The 17,336-nt window shown below is 65.0% G+C and carries 19 protein-coding genes and 1 pseudogene; 11 read left to right on the plus strand and 9 right to left on the minus strand.

Features of this window, described 5'->3' with window-relative positions; genetic code table 11:
- Positions 1-29: 29 nt before the first annotated feature.
- Together G552_RS14565 and G552_RS16905 are read left to right on the plus strand one after the other, a co-directional pair.
- Positions 30-944, plus strand: a pseudogene (locus tag G552_RS14565) (RtcB family protein); the annotation flags it as partial.
- A 233-nt stretch (positions 945-1,177) separates the two neighbouring features.
- Positions 1,178-1,252: a hypothetical protein gene (locus G552_RS16905; RefSeq protein WP_281167328.1), complete on the plus strand. Its 75-nt coding sequence runs from the start codon at positions 1,178-1,180 to the stop codon at positions 1,250-1,252.
- Between the two features lie 228 nt (positions 1,253-1,480).
- On the opposite strand, the gene G552_RS0101700 is transcribed toward G552_RS16905, so the two are convergent.
- The 8 genes from G552_RS0101700 to G552_RS15785 all read right to left on the minus strand — a co-directional run bounded on the left by G552_RS0101700 (position 1,481) and on the right by G552_RS15785 (position 7,145).
- Positions 1,481-2,287, minus strand: a complete 807-nt coding sequence (locus G552_RS0101700; RefSeq protein ID WP_027881439.1) for a TlpA family protein disulfide reductase — start codon at positions 2,285-2,287, stop codon at positions 1,481-1,483.
- 149 nt (positions 2,288-2,436) lie between these two features.
- Positions 2,437-2,874 carry a copper chaperone PCu(A)C gene (locus G552_RS0101710; RefSeq protein ID WP_027881440.1) on the minus strand — a complete coding sequence of 146 codons (438 nt, stop codon included), beginning with the start codon at positions 2,872-2,874 and terminating at the stop codon, positions 2,437-2,439.
- A gap of 9 nt (positions 2,875-2,883) precedes the next feature.
- Positions 2,884-3,639, minus strand: a complete 756-nt coding sequence (locus G552_RS0101715) for a hypothetical protein (RefSeq protein WP_036270123.1) — start codon at positions 3,637-3,639, stop codon at positions 2,884-2,886.
- Between the two features lie 2 nt (positions 3,640-3,641).
- Positions 3,642-4,133 (minus strand): nitrous oxide reductase accessory protein NosL, encoded by a 492-nt coding sequence (locus tag G552_RS0101720; RefSeq protein ID WP_027881442.1) that lies wholly within the window; start codon positions 4,131-4,133, stop codon positions 3,642-3,644.
- A 58-nt stretch (positions 4,134-4,191) separates the two neighbouring features.
- Positions 4,192-4,866, minus strand: a complete 675-nt coding sequence (locus G552_RS0101725; RefSeq protein WP_036270124.1) for a nitrous oxide reductase accessory protein NosL — start codon at positions 4,864-4,866, stop codon at positions 4,192-4,194.
- Entirely contained in the window at positions 4,847-5,491 is a 645-nt protein-coding gene (locus tag G552_RS0101730; RefSeq protein ID WP_027881444.1) for an ATP-binding cassette domain-containing protein, read from the minus strand. The genes G552_RS0101725 and G552_RS0101730 overlap by 20 nt, the downstream gene beginning before the upstream one ends.
- Positions 5,476-6,672 (minus strand): right-handed parallel beta-helix repeat-containing protein, encoded by a 1,197-nt coding sequence (locus tag G552_RS0101735; RefSeq protein WP_051195634.1) that lies wholly within the window; start codon positions 6,670-6,672, stop codon positions 5,476-5,478. The genes G552_RS0101730 and G552_RS0101735 overlap by 16 nt, the downstream gene beginning before the upstream one ends.
- Positions 6,673-6,782: 110 nt before the next feature.
- Positions 6,783-7,145 carry a hypothetical protein gene (locus G552_RS15785; RefSeq protein WP_051195635.1) on the minus strand — a complete coding sequence of 121 codons (363 nt, stop codon included), beginning with the start codon at positions 7,143-7,145 and terminating at the stop codon, positions 6,783-6,785.
- Between the two features lie 111 nt (positions 7,146-7,256).
- Here G552_RS15785 and trxB point away from each other — a divergent pair, with 111 nt between their 5' ends.
- The 9 genes from trxB to G552_RS0101785 all read left to right on the plus strand — a co-directional run bounded on the left by trxB (position 7,257) and on the right by G552_RS0101785 (position 14,906).
- Complete coding sequence (gene trxB, locus G552_RS0101745; protein ID WP_027881446.1) at positions 7,257-8,195, plus strand: thioredoxin-disulfide reductase; 939 nt, start codon at positions 7,257-7,259, stop codon at positions 8,193-8,195.
- An 11-nt stretch (positions 8,196-8,206) separates the two neighbouring features.
- Complete coding sequence (locus G552_RS0101750; protein WP_027881447.1) at positions 8,207-9,274, plus strand: SLAC1 family transporter; 1,068 nt, start codon at positions 8,207-8,209, stop codon at positions 9,272-9,274.
- Between the two features lie 172 nt (positions 9,275-9,446).
- A complete protein-coding gene (gene tkt / locus G552_RS0101755) occupies positions 9,447-11,441 on the plus strand; it encodes a transketolase (RefSeq protein WP_036270125.1) in 1,995 nt (664 codons plus the stop codon).
- A complete protein-coding gene (locus G552_RS0101760; protein ID WP_027881449.1) occupies positions 11,441-12,151 on the plus strand; it encodes a 2-phosphosulfolactate phosphatase in 711 nt (236 codons plus the stop codon). The genes tkt and G552_RS0101760 overlap by 1 nt, the downstream gene beginning before the upstream one ends.
- Before the next feature lie 371 nt (positions 12,152-12,522).
- Entirely contained in the window at positions 12,523-13,269 is a 747-nt protein-coding gene (locus G552_RS0101765) for an HAD-IA family hydrolase (RefSeq protein WP_036270126.1), read from the plus strand.
- Positions 13,269-13,568, plus strand: coding sequence for a Dabb family protein (locus G552_RS0101770; RefSeq protein WP_036270127.1), 300 nt, complete (start codon positions 13,269-13,271; stop codon positions 13,566-13,568). Before G552_RS0101765 ends, G552_RS0101770 begins: the two co-directional genes overlap by 1 nt.
- On the plus strand, positions 13,565-13,840 hold the full coding sequence (locus G552_RS0101775) for a hypothetical protein (protein ID WP_027881452.1): 276 nt from the start codon (positions 13,565-13,567) through the stop codon (positions 13,838-13,840). Before G552_RS0101770 ends, G552_RS0101775 begins: the two co-directional genes overlap by 4 nt.
- 8 nt (positions 13,841-13,848) lie before the next feature.
- Entirely contained in the window at positions 13,849-14,124 is a 276-nt protein-coding gene (locus G552_RS0101780) for a hypothetical protein (RefSeq protein WP_027881453.1), read from the plus strand.
- On the plus strand, positions 14,124-14,906 hold the full coding sequence (locus tag G552_RS0101785) for a class I fructose-bisphosphate aldolase (RefSeq protein ID WP_027881454.1): 783 nt from the start codon (positions 14,124-14,126) through the stop codon (positions 14,904-14,906). Before G552_RS0101780 ends, G552_RS0101785 begins: the two co-directional genes overlap by 1 nt.
- Here G552_RS0101785 and ppsA read toward each other — a convergent pair.
- On the minus strand, positions 14,903-17,281 hold the full coding sequence (ppsA, locus tag G552_RS0101790) for a phosphoenolpyruvate synthase (RefSeq protein WP_027881455.1): 2,379 nt from the start codon (positions 17,279-17,281) through the stop codon (positions 14,903-14,905). The two genes, G552_RS0101785 and ppsA, sit on opposite strands and share 4 nt — an antisense overlap.
- Between the last annotated feature and the right edge of the window lie 55 nt (positions 17,282-17,336).

Below are 17,336 nucleotides of genomic sequence, written 5' to 3' on the forward strand. Positions count from 1 at the left end.
TGCCGGGCATCGTGCAGGCTTCCTACGCCATGCCCGATGCCCATTGGGGCTACGGTTTTCCTATCGGGGGTGTGGCGGCTTTTAGCGAGGAAGAGGGGGTGGTCTCGGCTGGCGGTGTAGGCTTCGACATCTCCTGCGGCGTACGCACCCTGTGCACCGGGCTAACCGTAGCAGACATTGAACCAGTCCAGGAGGCCTTGGCTTAGGGACTTTTCCGCCACATCCCCGCGGGCGTAGGCAGCACAGGCCGGATTCACCTCGAGCTCGAGGCTATGCTACAGGGTGGGGCTGAATGGGCCGTTGAGCAGGGCTATGGCCTGCCCGAAGACCTGGACTACATCGAGGAGCGCGGGCGCATGGCAGGAGCCCAGCCCGAGCTGGTCTCTCTGGAGGCCAAACGGCGGCAGCAGGATGAGATGGGCACCCTGGGCTCGGGCAACCACTACCTTGAGGTACAGCGGGTAGCCGAAATCTACAATCCCGCGGTGGCCAAGGTTTTCGGCATTGCGGTCGACGATGTGGTATTGAGCATCCACTCCGGTTCGCGCGGCCTAGGGCACCAGGTGGCCAGCGATTACAGCCGGCGCATGGTACAGGCCGCCGAACGATACGGCCTCCACTTGCCCGACCTCGAGCTAGCCTGTGCCCCCATCCGTTCCGAGGAGGGCCAAGCCTACCTGGGGGCCATGCGGGCAGCCATCAACTGCGCCCTGGCCAACCGGCAAATCCTGACCCACCTGACCCGCGAGACCTTCGCTTATTTGCTGCCCAAGGCCGAGCTACGCCTGATTTACGACGTTTCACACAACACCGCCAAGCTCGAGGAGCACTGGGTTGAAGGCCAGCCCCAGCGGCTTTACGTGCATCGCAAGGGGGCTACCCGTGCCCTGGATCCCGGTCACCCTGCCCTTCCCCCAGCCTACCGGGCGGTAGGCCAGCCCGTACTGATCGGTGGCACCATGGGCACGACCTCCTACATCCTGGTGGGCACCCCCGAGAGCGAAGCGCGCGCTCAGCTCGTCTTGCCATGGGGCTGGGCGGGCCCTTTCGCGCCATCAGGCCCTCAAGCGCTGGCAGGGGCGGGCAGTAGTGAAGGAGCTGGCCCAACGCGGCATCATCGTGCGCAGTCCCTGTGGCTGAGGAAGCTCCCGGCGCCTACAAGGATGTTTCGGCGGTGGTGGAAGCTGCTCACCAGGCCGGGCTTTCACACAAGGTGGCCCGGCTCGAGCCATTAATCTGCATCAAAGGTTGAGGTGGCGCGGATGCCCACCCTCGAGCAAGCCAACCAGTTGGCGCAGCGGCCTACGGGTTACCCTGAACTGCGCATTTGAGGGAAAAGCCGAAGCGTTCGACCTGGTACCCACGGTTGGCGTGGGGTGATGGGCTCGGTCGTACACTCCCCGACCCCGAAGCCAAGTCCCCTACCCAAAGCTGCTGATCGCTATGGATGGCAGTACGTGCAGCCAGCAGGCCAGGCCGTTTAGTCCTGGCGCTCGAGTTCCCGCAGGAGCTGCTCGAGCTGGGCCTGGTTCACCGGCCCCAGGTGGCGGGCCCGCACCGTACCATCGGCCCCAATGAGCAAGGTAGTGGGCAGCCCACTAACCTGAAACTGCCGTTGCAGTCCATTGTCGAGGAAGACCCGGGCCGCAAGGCCCGTCTGGCGCAAAAAAGCCTGGATGGCGCCGGGGTCTTCGCCAGCATTGAGCAGCACAATGGGGTAGCCCTTCTGCTGATACGCCACCAGCAAGGGCATCTCGGCCCGGCAGGGAGGACACCAGGTGGCCCAGAAGTTGAGTAGCAAGGGCTTGGGCAGCTCGCTGAAGCGGGCCTTCCCCAGATGAACCTGGCTGGGCTCGAGGTAAGCCAGCACCGCCTCAGGCTGGGCGGGCGCCGGGGCGTGGCGCAGGCTTTGTTGCACCCCCAAGGGCAAAGCCGCCAGGACCAAGGAGGCCAGAACAGGCCCCAACAGAGAGCGGGCCTGGTCTTTAAGCCATAGCCCAGCTACCAGTACCCCCACCGCCAGCCCCCAGGGCCAGTTCCAACCCCCAGTGCGGATATCCACCACGCCCCATAGGGCCGCTCCCAGGCTAGGCCAACTGGAAAAGTGTTCAAGGGCATACCCCACCCGGGCGGCCAATAGGGTAACCAGCACCAGCCACCCAGCCTGGTGCTCCAAGCCCTGCCGGGCGGCTAGAGCGGTAAAGACCAGCACCCCCAGCAGCAAGGCCAGGTTGGGCCAGCTTAGGGCCAGCGGCCCCAACAAAAGCGCATCTGGACTCAGCCCCATAGCGGCCTCCAGATCAGCCAGGCCAAGAACCCCAAAGCTACCCAGCCCCAGGCAAGAGCGCGCAGGCGGCAGGCCAGGTCAGGGAAAATTTCACGCTTCGGCATAGGCCACAGTATATCCCCAGGGGGTATATAGGGCAAGGGTGAGCCTCAGCGCATCTGGACAGGAAGGGTAAAGGTCAGGGTAGCCCCCCCCTCCAGCCGTAGGGTAAGGGGCACCCGCTGGCCCTCCTGCAAGGGCTGGGGGTTTTTCTCCCGCAGACCGTACAGCATCAGATGGTACTTACCCGGTAACACCTCGAGCCGCCCACGGGCTGGCACCTCCAGGAAGGCCACCCGCTTCATGGCCGAAACATCGCTGTGGTCGTGGCTATGGCCTCGGCTGGAGGTGGTCTGGTGAAACTCCACCCGGGTAGCAATGGGGGTACTAGCCTCCACAATGCGCACCGGCCTGGGACCGGGGTTGTAGAGCACCAGGTAGGCCGCGGTGATGTTTCCGGGTACCCGGCGAATCCAGCCTTCCTTAAGCTCGAGGAGCGGCTGGGCCCAGGCCAGCCCCCCCAACAACAAAAAACCTAACCAACGCATACCCACCTCCTAGCGGTCGCGCCAAGCAAAGCGCCAGGCCGCACCCAGTAACGCCAAGCCTAAGGCCACAAGCCCTACCCCGAGTGTGAGCCCCCCGCCGGTGTGGCCCAGCCACTCCTTGAGCAGGTAGCCGGTAGGCCCTACCAGCACCGGGGCCTCCAAAGCCCGCAAAAGCTCCACCCGGATAAGCTCGATGGGGTTGAGCAAAAGCGCCGGCAGCAACAGCCCCTCCAAGGGGTACTGGCGCAAAGCAACCGCCAGTAGCAGCAGCAAAGGGTCGTAGGCCACCACCAAAAGCCCCCACAACAAAAGCCCCAGGCCCAGCGCCCGGGCGGGCTCGAGGCCCGCCCCCACCCACCCGGCCAACCCTACCCAAAGCCACAAAAGCCCTAACCCGGCCAGCCCCAGTAGCCCAGCGGCTTGACCACTCAGACCCAGCAGGGCCGCCCCCAGGGCCACGCCGGCCCACAGGGGCAAGGAAAGCCCCACCCCCACCCCCAGCACCCCAGCCAGGTAAAGCCCCCCTGGAAGCCGGGGCATCCCCGCCCAGAAGGCCCAGTCCTCCCGGGCGGCCAAAAGGGGGGTCGAAAGGGCCAGTACCAGGGGAGGCAGCAGCAGGGAAAGGCTGGCATACAGCGAAACCACCACCACCGCCTCCCCCCGTCCGGCAAAGGCCAAGCTTAGCAGGGGCAGCAGCAAGGCCGGGGACAAGGCCCAGGGGTTGCGCAACACCGCCCGGGCATACAGCAGCCACAAAGCCCCCATGCCTACCGTCCAAACCCCGGCACCCAGGCCTGGCGCCGGCCTCGCTCTAAAAGGTCGTTCCAGCCCAAGACCGCTTCACGATGCTGGGGCCGCTCACGCAAGTAGGCCTCGAGGTCGCCTGGGCGGGCAAAGGCCAGAAGCCCCACCCCCATGGGGGTACGGATGCGCTCGCTGTAGAGGAAAACCGCCTGGTTCACCGGTAGAAAGCGGGCCTCGCGCCGGCTCGAGGCGGCAAAGTCAGCCACGTACAGTTCCTTGGGCCTAACCCTAGGCCCACCGTAGCCCAACAAATGGTCAAGTAGGCAGCCCACGTCGTCGTAGGTATAGACCTTGCCGGTTTGGCTCACCATCTGGGCCGCATAGCGGGCATCCAGAATGGTCATATTGCAGTAAGGGCAGGCCTCTACCCCCACCCGCAAGGGGCGGGGCGCAGCCCGGGCCACTCCGAGCAGGGAAAAGCCCAGCAGCCCCTTGAGCAACCTTCTCCTATTCATAAAACCCCCGATTGGCCGCCCCTCAGGGGCAGGAAACCCACCCCCGAGGGGCGAAGGGCTAGTGGCCGTGGCCGCCTGAGTTCAGCAGGCCGGCGTGCTTAGCCAGCAGCCTGATCAGGTTCATCTCCGGCAGGGGGGCCAGATCCAAAAGGGCCTGCCAGTCCAACACCCGGGTACGCCCCAGGTCAGGGTTGGCCCGGGCAAAGGCCATGGCCGCCTCGGCGTTGCGGAAGGCCGCTATCTTGGCATCCATCACCACCCAGCCGCGCTTCTCGCCCCACAGGTAGACCGCCTGGCGGGCGGGTATCAGGCTCACCGCAGCGGGGCCTTGGGCCGGGTCGTAGGCCCCTCGGTCGGTCACGTAGAAGGTGGTACCCTCGCCATCTTTCAGGCCGTAGACATAGGCATAGTTGACCATGCAGGCGATGGACTCAAAGTGCAGGGCTTCCTTGCCTTTCTGCGGCGCTTTGAGCGCGATCTGGCTGTAGGTCTGCTCGAAGAAGCCAGGGGTAAAGGTACGGCCCATCCAAGCCCCGGGGGCCGGGGTCTTGAGGGGCATCTCGCAGAAGTCGCAAAGGCCCTGCTCCCAGGGAATGGCCTTGGCCACTACCCTATCCGGGCCCACGCCGGAGGAGGCCGGCATCTGCATAGACTGGGCCAGGGCCGAACCCAGGGTGCTCGAGAGACCTAAAGCCGAGAGCAGCTTGATCACCTCACGACGGTTCTTTGGCATAGGGGTTCTCCAGAATTCCTTCTTCCACCACCTGGCCGTTCTCCAAACGCACATAACGCTCGGCCAGGCGCAAGACTTCCTCTTTCCGATGGGCCGACAGAATCACCAAGCCGCCGGTGGCGGTATGGGCCAGCAACCAGTCCTGCAAGCGCCCTAGGCCCTCGGCATCCAGAGCCGAAGCTGGCTCGTCCAGCAGCCACAAAGGAGCGTAGCCCATCAATCCGGCGGCCAAGGCCAGCCGCTGCCGCCACCCTCCCGAAAGCTGACCCACCGGGCGCCTAAGGTAAGGCTCCAGGCCCATGCGCTCGAGGGCTTCCTGCTGTTCTTCCAAACTGGCCCCTTTGAGCCGACGGGCGGCCTCGAGCACCTCGCCTACCCGCAAAGCGGGTGGGAAGGCCACCTGCTGGGGAATGTAGGCCCGCCGGCGGGCCGCCTCCAGGCTGCGCGGTGCAAAACCGAAAAGGGCTACCCGGCCCGCATCGGCCCTGAGCCGCCCAGCCAAAAGGCCCAACAGGGTGCTCTTGCCCGCACCGTTGGGGCCCAAAAGGGCCAGGCTACCGGCCTCCAGAAAGAGGCTTACCCCCTTCAGGCGGCCTTTCTTGTACAGGTCTACCACCTCAACCACAGGCTTCCTCCTAAAGCCAGTAGGGCCAGGCCCACCCCCCAAAGGTTGATCCCGGAGGCAGACCTGGGAGCTGGCTGGGCCTGAAAATCGGCCAGCTCGAGCAACCGCAGCCCTGGCACCTGGGCCTCGGCAGCCTCCCACAGCAGTACCCCTGGGGAAAGGGCCAGGAGGCTCAGGTCGGGCTGGCGGGCGGCCAGAAGGGCAAAGCTCGAGGAGGGCAGATAGGGGATGGGCAGCGGGCTGGCCCGGTCGAAGGCGTTGCCCTCTAGGTGTAGTCGGGCCTGAGGGTCGTCCATCGCCAGGTCGTAGAGGTTGCCCACAAAGGTGTTGCCCCTAGCCCAAAGGGTGTTGCGGTCGCTGGCGCGGGCAAAGAGAAGGCCGGTGCCGTTGTGCTGGAAGGTGTTGTTCAAAAGCCGGGTCTCGCGGCTATCCAGGGAAAGCAGGCCGATGGTGTTGCGCCAGAAGCGGTTGCCCAAAAGCTCGCTTTGCCACTCCTCTTGCAGCATCAGGCCGTAGCGCAAAGGCCCCACCTCCTGGGTAAAGGTGTTGTCCACCAGCCGGTTTTGGGCTCCGTGCATCAGGGCTGAGCCAACCTGGTTGCCCTCGAGGTGGTTGCCCTGTAGGTGGGCCTGGTAGGTAAACATCAGGTGCAGCCCGTAGCGCCCGGCCCGGCTCAGGCGGTTGCCCTCCAGGCGAACCCGCTCGCCGTACTCCACGTAGAGGTTGTCCAAAAAACCTTCCAGGGTGTTGTGGGCGATTTCCAGGTCGTCGCTGCGAAAGGCGGTGATGCCGGGGGCCTGGCCCGTGCCGGAAAAATGGCTGTGGCGAATCTGCACCCCACTGGATTGTTCCAGACGCACCGCGCTGGGTACCCCGTGGGCCTTTAGACCCTCGAGGCGGCAGTTCTGGCACTTCCACAACCAGACCGCGGCGTCGGGTTCGTAAAAGTCGTCCTCAGGGCCGGTGTTCCGAATGGTCAGCCCTTCCACCACAATACCCTCTGCGGTTAGCTGCAAGGCGCTGCCCCGCCCGCCACCATCCAGCACCGCGCCGGGGCGGGCTACGAGCCGCACCCCCGGGGTGGTGATAACCCAGGGGCCTCGGTGTACACCCGCCTCGAGCACCACCGTCTGCCCAGGGGCCAACGGGGGCAAGGGTGCAGGGGGAACCACAAACAACACGACAACTCCAGCTTAGTTGAGGCTCTATGCGCCTTTAGGTCTGGGGGGGAACCACCGGCTCTCTAAGCCTAGCAAGCCCTGGCAAGGGCGGCTTGCCTGGTGGGCGCTACTTAGGCCCAGTGGGGCGGTGCTCGGCTGGAGAGGCGGTATAGCGGGGCTAGATGCGGCGGGGCGGGAAGGGCCGGGGCCAGCCGGCCCAGAAGGCACCCCTCTGGGGCCTCAGGCTCGGCCAATGCCCCCGCCCCATCACTAAACCCACCGATTATGCAAAGCGGACAGTGGGGCTGCGGCGTGGGGTTTTGGGCAGGGGCCGATGGGGTGTCGTGCACCCGGCATAACTCGGAAGCGGCCCAAAACCCCAGCGGCAGGGCCTGGCTGCGGGGGTCGCGCAGGGCGTACTGGCTCGAGGCCAGCCCCACCAGCAGGGCTAGAACCCCCCGGAGCCAAAGCAGCGCCCACCGATCTCCCTTCATCTCAGGTCATTCTGGAGAATAATACCGGGACGGATGTCCCAATCAGTATATCCCCTGGGGGTATAGTATACTGTGGACAGCCCCCGGCGTAGGCCGGGAAAGGAGCCAAGGATGAGCGAAGTCTACGATGTGGTCATCATCGGCGGGGGGCCAGCCGGCCTGACCGCAGGCATTTACACTGGACGGGCCAACCTGAAAACCCTGATTGTGGAAAAGGGCCTGCCCGGAGGGCAGATCGCCCAGACCGAAGAGGTGGAGAACTACCCTGGCTTTCCCGAACCCATCAGCGGACCAGAGCTTTCCCAGCGCATGGTGCAGCAGGCCCAGCGCTTCGGGGCCCAGATTGTGATGGACGAAGTGCAAAGACTAGAGAAAACCCCTGAGGGTTTCCTGGTCAAAGGCTACGAGCGCAGCTACCCAGCCCGCGCGGTGATCCTGGCCACCGGAGCCAACCCCAAAAAACTGGGGGTTCCGGGGGAGGAGAAGTTTTATGGCCGGGGGGTCTCGACCTGCGCCACCTGCGATGGTTTCTTCTACCGGGGTAAGGAGGTCGTGGTGGTGGGCGGTGGCGATGCTGCGGTGGAAGAGGGGCTCTTCCTTACCAAGTTTGCTTCCAAAGTAACCCTGGTTCACCGGCGCGACACCCTGCGGGCCAACAAGACCGCCCAGGCCCGGGCCTTTGCCAACCCCAAGATGCAGTTCATCTGGGACACCGTGGTGGAGGAAATCCTGGGCCAGGAGACCGTAACCGGGGTACGGCTTAGGAACCTCAAGACCGGGGAGGTGCGAGACTACCCCACCGATGGGGTCTTTATCTTCATCGGGCACGAACCCAACACCGCCTTCCTTCAGGGCTTCGTAGCCCTTCGCCCGGACGGCTATGTGGAAGTGCAGGATGAAATCTTCACCTCGGTGCCGGGGGTCTTCGCTGCCGGCGATGTAGCCGACCCCATCTACCGTCAGCTAGCCACCAGCGTGGGCGCGGGCACCCGCGCAGCCATGATGGCCGAGCGCTACTTGGCCGAACGGGAAAGCGTAGCGGTGACCTGAGGAGGGCCGAAGTGGAAGCTGCGCTGACCCCTTCGCCCAGCCTGCGCTACCTGAACCCCGCCTGGTTCGCCTCGGTCATGGGCACCGGCGCGGTGGCTTTGGCCCTGGCCCAGTCCGGTTTGCTCTGGCTGGCCCTGCCCCTTTACCTGCTGGCCCTCCTGGGGCTGGTTGCTCTGCTGGGCCTCTACCTGGCCAAGCTTCTGCGCTACCCTAAGGCGGTGCTGGCCGACCTCCAACACCCCCTAATGGGACAGATGCTGCCCACCTTGCCCATCGCTTTGCTGGTGGTCAGCCTGGCTACCCGGGCCCTACCCTTGGGAGCCTGGTCGCAGCCTTTGGGCCAGGGGCTTTTCCTTTTGGGGATGCCGCTCATCCTTTTGCTGGGCCTCCTGGTCGTCTACACCGTGAGCACCCAGCTCAGGCTACCCCTCGAGGCTGCCAGCGGTGCATGGTTCATTCCCCCCGTCTCGGCTTTGCTGGTACCCATGGCGGGAGGGGTGTGGCTTTCCACCTTTCCCGAGGCCTGGCAGAAGGAAATCTGGGTGATGAGCGGGCTCTTTTTAGGTATCGGCTTTTTCCTCTTTCTTTTCGTGCTGCCTAGCTTCCTGCAACGCCAGTACGCTTTGGGCCGCTTAGAGCCGCACCTGCTGCCCTCGGTCTTCATCGGCCTGGCCCCGGTGGGGCTTTTGGTGTTGGCCCCTTGGCGCTGGCTCGAGGGGGGCGCCAGGGTGGGTCTACTCCCCGAGGGCTGGCTGGCGGTATGGCCGGTGGTGGGGCTGGCCATCTGGGGCCTGGGGCTGTGGTGGCTTTTTTACAGCCTGGCCCTGCTCTTGGATGCGCTCTTGGTGGAATGCCGTCGGCGCCAGTTTCGCTTTGCTCCGGGTTGGTGGGGTTTTGTGTTTCCCCTAGGGGCTTTTACCCTAGCCACCCTGGCCCTGTCTAAAGCCCTGGAATCCGCCTTCCTGGAGGTTGTGTCCTGGGGGTTGCTCTGGCTGTTGGGAGGATTTTTCGCCTGGGTGCTGTTCCACTCCATCCGGGCCTGGGTTGGCCTGGAAGCCTTGCGCCCCCCCAAAACCTGAGCATCCTCTGCCCTTCAACCTGGGCGGTAGCCAAGCAAACAAGCCCTTTTCCCCCAGCCGGGTGGGCTTATCTATAAGCAGAGCTTATTGACTTGCTTTTTGTTTGCCGTTGAGTTTTGGAGGGAGGCCAGCCTAGACTCTATCCACAAGGGCCTCTTGTGAAAGGAGTCGCATGGAGACCGCCCCCCTGCTGCACACCCAGACCCAGGCCATCAACGCCATCCGCATGCTGGCCGCGGATGCGGTTGAACAGGCCAAAAGCGGCCACCCCGGCATGCCTTTGGGCATGGCCCCGGCTGCTTATGTGCTTTGGACGCAGTTCCTGCGCCACAACCCCACCAACCCCCACTGGCCCGACCGCGACCGCTTTGTGCTTTCGGCAGGGCACGGCTCCATGCTGCTGTATGCCTTGCTGCACCTCTCGGGCTACGATCTGCCCCTGGACGAGCTGCGCCGCTTCCGCCAGTGGGGCTCGGCCACCCCCGGCCACCCCGAGCATGGCCACACCCCGGGGGTGGAGGTCACCACCGGGCCGCTGGGCCAGGGCATCAGCACTGCGGTGGGGCTGGCCCTGGCCGAGCACAAGCTGGCCGCCGAGTTCAACCGGCCTGGCCACACCGTGGTGAACCACTACACCTACGTGTTGGCTTCGGACGGCGACTTAATGGAGGGGGTTTCAGGCGAGGCCTGTAGCCTGGCTGGGCACTGGCGGCTGGGCAAGCTCATCGTGCTGTGGGACGACAACCATATCTCCATCGACGGCCCCACCCACCTGGCCTTTACCGAGGATGTGCTGCGGCGCTACGAGGCCTACGGCTGGCACTGTAGCCGGGTGGATGGGGCGGACACAGCGGCTATCGTCCAGGCCCTGCGGGCCGCCCAGGCCGATCCCCGGCCCTCGATTATTGCCGTGCGAACGGTGATAGGGGCTGGCTCGCCCAAGGCTGGCAGCCACAAAGTGCACGGCGAGCCCCTAGGCCCAGAGGCCCTCGAGGCCACCCGGCAGAACCTGGGCTGGGCCCACCCCCCCTTTGAGATTCCCACGGAAATCTACGCCCACTTCCGCGAGGCCGTTGGCCGGGGGCAGCGCCTCGAGGCCGACTGGAAGGCCCGTATGGCGCGCTACGCCGAAGCCTACCCCCAGGAGGCGAGGGAGCTAAAGCGCCGCTTGCAAGGGGAACTGCCGCCCCTCGAGTGGGAAAAGCTCATCCCTGGCTTTAGCGGCAAAATCGCCACCCGTGCCGCCAGCGGCAAGGTGCTCGATGCCCTGGCCCCAGCCCTGCCCGAGCTTCTGGGGGGTAGCGCCGACCTGACCCCTTCCAACAACACCCAAGCCCAGGGGATGCACTCATTTTCGCCGGAGAACCCTACAGGCCGCTACCTCCACTACGGGGTGCGGGAGCACGGCATGGGGGCTATCCTGAACGGGCTTAACCTGCACGGGGGCTACCGGGCCTATGGCGGCACCTTTTTCGTCTTTTCCGACTATATGCGCCCGGCCATCCGGCTGGCCGCACTGATGGGCACCCCCAGTATCTTCGTGTTCACCCACGACTCCATCGCCATCGGCGAGGACGGCCCCACCCACCAGCCCATCGAGCATCTGGCCAGCCTGCGGGCCATGCCCAACCTCTGGGTGATCCGCCCGGCAGATGCCCTCGAGACCGCCTACGCCTGGCGGCTGGCCCTGGAACGCAAGGAAGGCCCCACCGCCTTGGTGCTGACCCGGCAGGCGGTGCCGGTGCTCGAGCGCGACACGCTGGCCGGGGCCGAAGGCAGCCTGAAGGGTGGTTACGTGCTTTCTGAGCGGCCCAATGCCAAAGCGGTCATCGTGGCTACCGGCAGCGAGGTGGCCCTGGCCCTGGAGGCCCAGAAGCTCCTGGAGCAAGAGGGCATCCCGGTGCGGGTGGTGAGCCTGCCCTGCTGGGAGGCCTTCGAGGCCCAACCCCCCTCCTACCGTGAGGCGGTTTTGCCCCGGCATCTGCCCACCCTGGCGGTGGAGGCCGGGGCTAGCCTGGGCTGGGAGCGCTACGCCGATGCGGTGCTGGGCCTCGACCACTTCGGGGCCAGCGCCCCCTATCCAGCGGTCTACGAGAACCTCGGTTTCCGTGCCCGCAGCGTGGCCCAAGCCTTGCTGCAGCTGCTCGCCGAGCAAATGGAGGGCTGATGCGCCTACGGGTGGAACCTTTACCCCAGCCGGGCCTGCGCTTCGACGATGTGGTGCTGGTGGTGGACGTGATCCGGGCCACCAGCACGGCCACCATGCTCCTCGAGGCCGGGGCCCGGGCCTTGTGGCTTACGGATCACCTGGACAAAGCCCGCCGCCTGCGGCAAAACGGCGAGGTGTTGGTGGGCGAGGTGGGGGGCCTGAAGCCCGAGGGTTTCGACCTGGGCAACAGCCCCCTCGAGGCCCGGCAGGCCCCGGTAGCAGGCCGGGTCGTCGTTCAGTCCACCACCAACGGCACCAAGACCGCCCACCTGGCCACCCAGAGCGCCCGGGAGGTCTTGCTGGCTGCACTGCTCAATGCCAAGGCAGCGGTTCAGGAGGCCCTGCGGCGGGCCCAGAAGGAGGTGGCTATTCTCTGTGCGGGCAAGGAAGGGGCTTTGGGCCTAGATGACCTCTACACCGCCGGGGTGCTGGCCGACTTGTTACAACAGGAGGGCCTAACCCCGGTGGGCGACGCCACCCGGCTGGCTTTGGAACTTTGCTGGCACTACCTCGACCCCCAACGGGTGCTGCCCCTCTCGGAGGCCGCCCAGGCCCTAAAGAAGGTGGGCTTGGGGGCCGATGTGGCCTTCTGCGCCCAGGTGAACCTCTCCTCCCGGGTGGCCCGTCTGAAGGAGCGCCAGGGCGAGGCCCTGGTCTTTGAGGGGTGAGAGGTAAACTATCCCATGGCTAAAGCCAGGGGCTTTCCGAGGGAAGAAGATGCAAAGACGAAACCCTCAGAATCCGGGTTGCTACAGCGCAACCCTGGGCCGGTTTACAGCGGCCCCTGCCCATCGAGCCCGCTCTTTGGGCATAGTAGATGCTCCGTGTAAAGCCATCCTCCGTTGGAGGTGCGTTCGAAGCAAGCCCTCAGGGTTTTACCCAGGCAAGGCGGTGTCGTGCCTGGAACCCCATACCCCGACTGTAAAGGTTCTCTGGGGTAGCTCTACCCCTAAGCACATCCTAGCCCATCCCACGAAAGGAGGAAAGCCGTCCTCCTCCCCATGCCTGAAGGCAGGGGTCTTTGGGCGGTAGAATTTTGATGAAAGCGCTTATTTTCGATGTAGACGGGGTCATCGCCGAAACCGAGGAGGCCCACCGCGAGGCTTTCAACTTGGCCTTTGCCGAGGCGGGCTTGGAAATCGAGTGGAACCAATCCCTCTACCGGCGGCTATTGTGGGTGACCGGGGGCAAGGAACGTATCGCCCACTACCTCTACCACTGCCCAGAATGCCCCAAACTGCTCGAGGCCAGCATCGCCCAGCTTCACCAGCGCAAGACCGAGATTTACAACCAGCTCGTGGCCCAAGGACGGGTTCCCTTCCGCCCAGGGGTGCTGCGGCTGTGGCAAGAGGCGCGGGAGGCCGGGCTGCGCTTGGGTATCGCCACCACCACCTCGCTGCCCAATGTGCTGGCCCTGCTGGCCCAGGCCGGGCCAGGGGCCGAGGGCTGGTTCGAGGTCATCGTGGCCGGGGATATGGTGGCGGCCAAGAAACCAGCCCCCGATGTCTACCAACAGGCCCTGCGCCGCCTGGGGCTTTCCCCCCAGGAGGCCATAGCCTTCGAGGACTCACACAACGGCTTGGTGGCGGCCCAGCGGGCCGGGCTGCCGGTGCTCATCACCCCCAGTTTCTACACCGACGACCAGCGTTTCGAGGGGGCTTTGGCGGTGGTGGAACACCTGGGCGAGCCGGACAAACCGGCCCAGGTGCTCTGGGGCCCCGATAAAGGCCCTGTGGTGGTGACCCCGGCCCTGTTGCAAACCTGGCTGCAGGTGGGGGTGGGCTGATGCCAGCGGTGCTCCACACCATCGTCTTCAACGCTGAGGCCGAGGCTAGCGAGGTGCGCCAGATGGCCCGGCAGGCCCGAGAGGTGCTGACCCAGATTCCCGGCGTGCAGGGGCTTACCTTTGGTCAGGCGGTGGCACGGGAGGCCCGCTACCGCTATCTGCTGGTGGTGACCTTCGAGAACGAAGCGGTCATTCCCCTTTACCGCGACCACCCATTGCATCAGGCCTTTGCCAACCAGGTCTTCCGGCCCCTGGCCCCCGACCGCATCACCACCGATTACGCCCTGGAGGAGGTATGAGAACAGAAGTCTTCCGCCAGATGCCCTATGCCGAGGCCGAGCCTCAGGCCCAGCGGGTCATGGCCGATGGGTATGGGGAGGGCCTGGTGCTTGCTGGAGTGGGCGGCTACTACGGGCTGTACTACCTGTTTGGGGTACGTCCCGACCCAGAGGCCCGGCCCGACTGGGTCGAGGGGCCTAAGGAGGGCCTCGAGGGCTTCCCACCACCCCATGCCCTAGCGAGCTGGCTCGAGCAAAACGGCTACCAGCTCTACATCAACGAGTCGAAATAGGAGCGCCTATGCCCATTCGCGAGTACGACGAGATGCCCTTTGCCGAGGCCAAGGCCCGCGCCGCGCGGCACCTGCAAGATGGTTTTGGCGATGCGGTAATTTTTCACGACCCACAAGGTTACTGGGCGCTGTACTACTTTTACTGGAGCCAAACCCCCCCACCCGAGGCCCGGCCCCATTGGATGGAAGGCCCCCAGCCCACCCCGGCCTTCCGTAGCCCCTACGAGATGAAAACTTGGCTGGAAGAAAACGGCTACGAAAGCTTCTCCAACGACCTGGACTGATGCTGGCCAAACCTCGTCTACACCGCCTGTTCGGCCCTAGTGGACGCTGCTTAAACGTGGCCCTGGATCACGGCATCTTCGGCGAGGGGAGTTTCTTACCCGGGCTGGCCCAATTCCAAACCGCCTTGCACACGGTGGCCCAGGCTGGCCCCAACGCCCTACAGCTCTCGCCAGGCCAGGCCCCCCTGCTCTACCGCCAGCCCATCCACCCCAAACCCGCCCTGGTGCTGCGGCTAGACAGTACCAACGCCTACGGCAGTACCCCGGGGGCGCTCTTTGCTGAACTAGTCGAGGAGGGCCTCGAGGCGGCTTTACGCCTAGACGCGGCTGCCGTGGTACTGAACCTCTTGTGGGTTGAAGGGGAGGCCCACCTTCTGCGCGACTGCCTGCGCAACATCGCCCGGGTCAAGCCCCTCACCGAGCGCTACGGCCTGCCCCTGATGTTGGAACCTTTGGTGCTGCGACCCGGCGGCTACGAGGTGGAGGGCAGTCCTGAACGCATCGTCCCTCTGGTGCGCCAGGCGGTGGAGTTAGGGGCTGACCTAATCAAGGCCGATTTCACCCAGCCCATCGAAGCCTTCCACCAGGTGGTGGAGGCCGCCGCTGGGCGGCCCGTACTGGCCCGGGGTGGCGGGCGGGTACCGGAAGAGCTGCTCCTGGAGCGCACCCGGGCCGTCTTGGCCCAAGGGGCTCGCGGCCTGGTCTACGGGCGAAACATCCTGCAACACCCCAACCCCAAAGGGCTGGTTCAGACCCTAATGCAAATGCTGCACCCTGCCTAGTCACCCATCGCGGCCTGAGGCTTCCGCTCGGCCAAGTAAAGCCAGGTCTCCAGCACGCTGTCGGGGTTGAGCGAGATGCTCTCGATACCCTGCTCAACCAGCCAGAGGGCAAACTCAGGGTGGTCGGAAGGCCCCTGGCCGCAGATGCCGATATACTTGCCCATCTGCCGGGCCGTCTGGATGGCCCGGGAGAGCAGGAACTTCACCGCCTCGTCCTGTTCGTTGAAAAGGTCGGCCACCAGACCCGAGTCGCGGTCGAGGGCCAAGGTGAGCTGGGTCAGGTCGTTGGAACCGATGGAGAAGCCATCGAAAAGCTCGAGGAAGGCCTCGGCCAAAATGGCGTTGGAGGGCACCTCGCACATCATGATCAGTTTGAGGCCGTTCTCCCCTCGCCGAAGGCCATGGCGGGCCAGAATCTCGATGACCTCCTTGGCCTCCCCCACCGTGCGGACGAAAGGCACCATGATCCAGACGTTGGTCAGGCCCTTCTCCTCGCGCACCTGCTTGAGGGCCTGGCACTCCAGGGCAAAGGCCTCGGCGAACTCCGGCGAGCGGTAGCGAGAGGCCCCACGGAAGCCAATCATGGGGTTCTCTTCCTTGGGCTCAAAGAGCTGACCCCCCAGCAGGTGGGCGTACTCGTTGGACTTGAAGTCCGACAGCCGCACAATTACCGGGTTGGGGGCAAAAGCCGCAGCAATCATAGCCACGCCTTCCGCCAGCTTCTCGCGGAAGAAGTCGGCGGGGCTGGCATACCCCGCGCTACGGCGGGCAATTTCGCCCTGCAGGCTGGGCTCGAGCCGCTCGGGGTGGAGTAGGGCCTTGGGGTGGATGCCGATTACGTTGTTGATAATGAACTCCAAGCGGGCCAGCCCTACCCCCGCATTCGGCAAGCGGGCAAAGCTGAAGGCCCGTTCAGGGCTGGCCACGTTCATCATGATTTTGACCGGAATATCTGGCATTTTATCCAGCTCGATGCGCCGCAGCTCAAAGCGAGGGGTACCCGCATAGACCCGCCCAGTATCCCCCTCGGCACAGGAAACCGTGACCACCTGCCCTTCCCGAAGCACCTCGGTCGCTCCGGCTGCCCCCACCACCGCGGGGATGTTCAGCTCGCGGGCCACGATGGCCGCATGACAGGTACGTCCTCCCCGGTTGGTCACGATAGCCGCTGCTTTTTTCATCACTGGCTCCCAGTCGGGGTCGGTCATATCGGCCACCAGCACATCCCCCGGCTGCACCCGGTTCATCTCGCGGGGGTGGCGGATGACCCGCACCGGCCCCGCCCCAATGCGCTGCCCCACCGCCCGACCGGTGAGCAGCACCTGGCCCCGCTCCTTCATCTCGAAGCGCTCAATGACCCGCCCGCTCCGGCTCTGCACCGTCTCGGGCCGGGCCTGCAGGATGTAAATCCGGCCGTCTAAGCCATCCTTGGCCCACTCGATGTCCATGGGCCGCCCGTAGTGCTGCTCGATGAGCAAAGCCTGCCGGGCTAGTTCCAACACCTCGGCATCGGAAAGGGAGAAGCGGCTTCGCTCCTCGGGGCTCGTCTCCACGACCTGTACCCCCTGGCCCACCCCGGCGTAGACCATCTTCTGCAGCTTGCTCCCTAGGGTGCGCTGCAAAATGGTGTTGCGCCCCTCGGCCAGACCCTTCTTGTAGACATAAAACTCATCCGGGTTCACCGCCCCCTGCACCAGCATCTCGCCCAGGCCATAGCTCGAGGTAATGAACACCACATCGCGAAAACCGGACTCGGTATCTAGGGTGAAGGCCACCCCACTGGCCCCCCGATCGCTGCGCACCATGCGCTGCACCCCTGCCGAGAGGGCCACCTGGTGGTGGGCAAAGCCGTGGTGCACCCGGTAGGCAATCGCCCGGTCGTTGTAGAGGGAGGCAAAGACTTTCTTGATATGCAAGAGCACGTTTTCAACCCCCTGCACATTCAAGAAGGTCTCCTGCTGACCGGCAAAGCTCGCCTCGGGCAGATCCTCGGCGGTAGCAGAAGAGCGCACCGCAACGGAAAGTCCGCCACCCGGGGTGGCGGACTCGAGGCGGATGTAGGCATCTACGATGGCTACCTCGAGGGCTTTGGGTAGCTCAGCCTGTTCGATCCAGCCCCGGATCTCCGCGCCCACCCGGGCCAACTCGTCCACATCGTCGGTGTTTAGCTGGGCCAGCGCAGCCTGGATGCGCTCGGTTAGGCGGTTGTGCTCGAGGAAGTCGTGGAAAGCCTGGGCGGTGGTGGCGAAGCCCCCGGGCACCCGCACCCCCGCTTGGGCCAGGTTGGCGATCATCTCGCCAAGGGAAGCGTTCTTGCCCCCCACTACCTCCAGGTCCTTCATACCCAGGGTCTCAAACCAACGGATATAGGTCATAGCCCACCTCGATGCCTTCGATGGTAGAGGGCGGCAGGAACCCGATGGAGGGGGT

Source organism: Meiothermus rufus DSM 22234, assembly GCF_000423425.1.
GTDB lineage: Bacteria > Deinococcota > Deinococci > Deinococcales > Thermaceae > Meiothermus > Meiothermus rufus.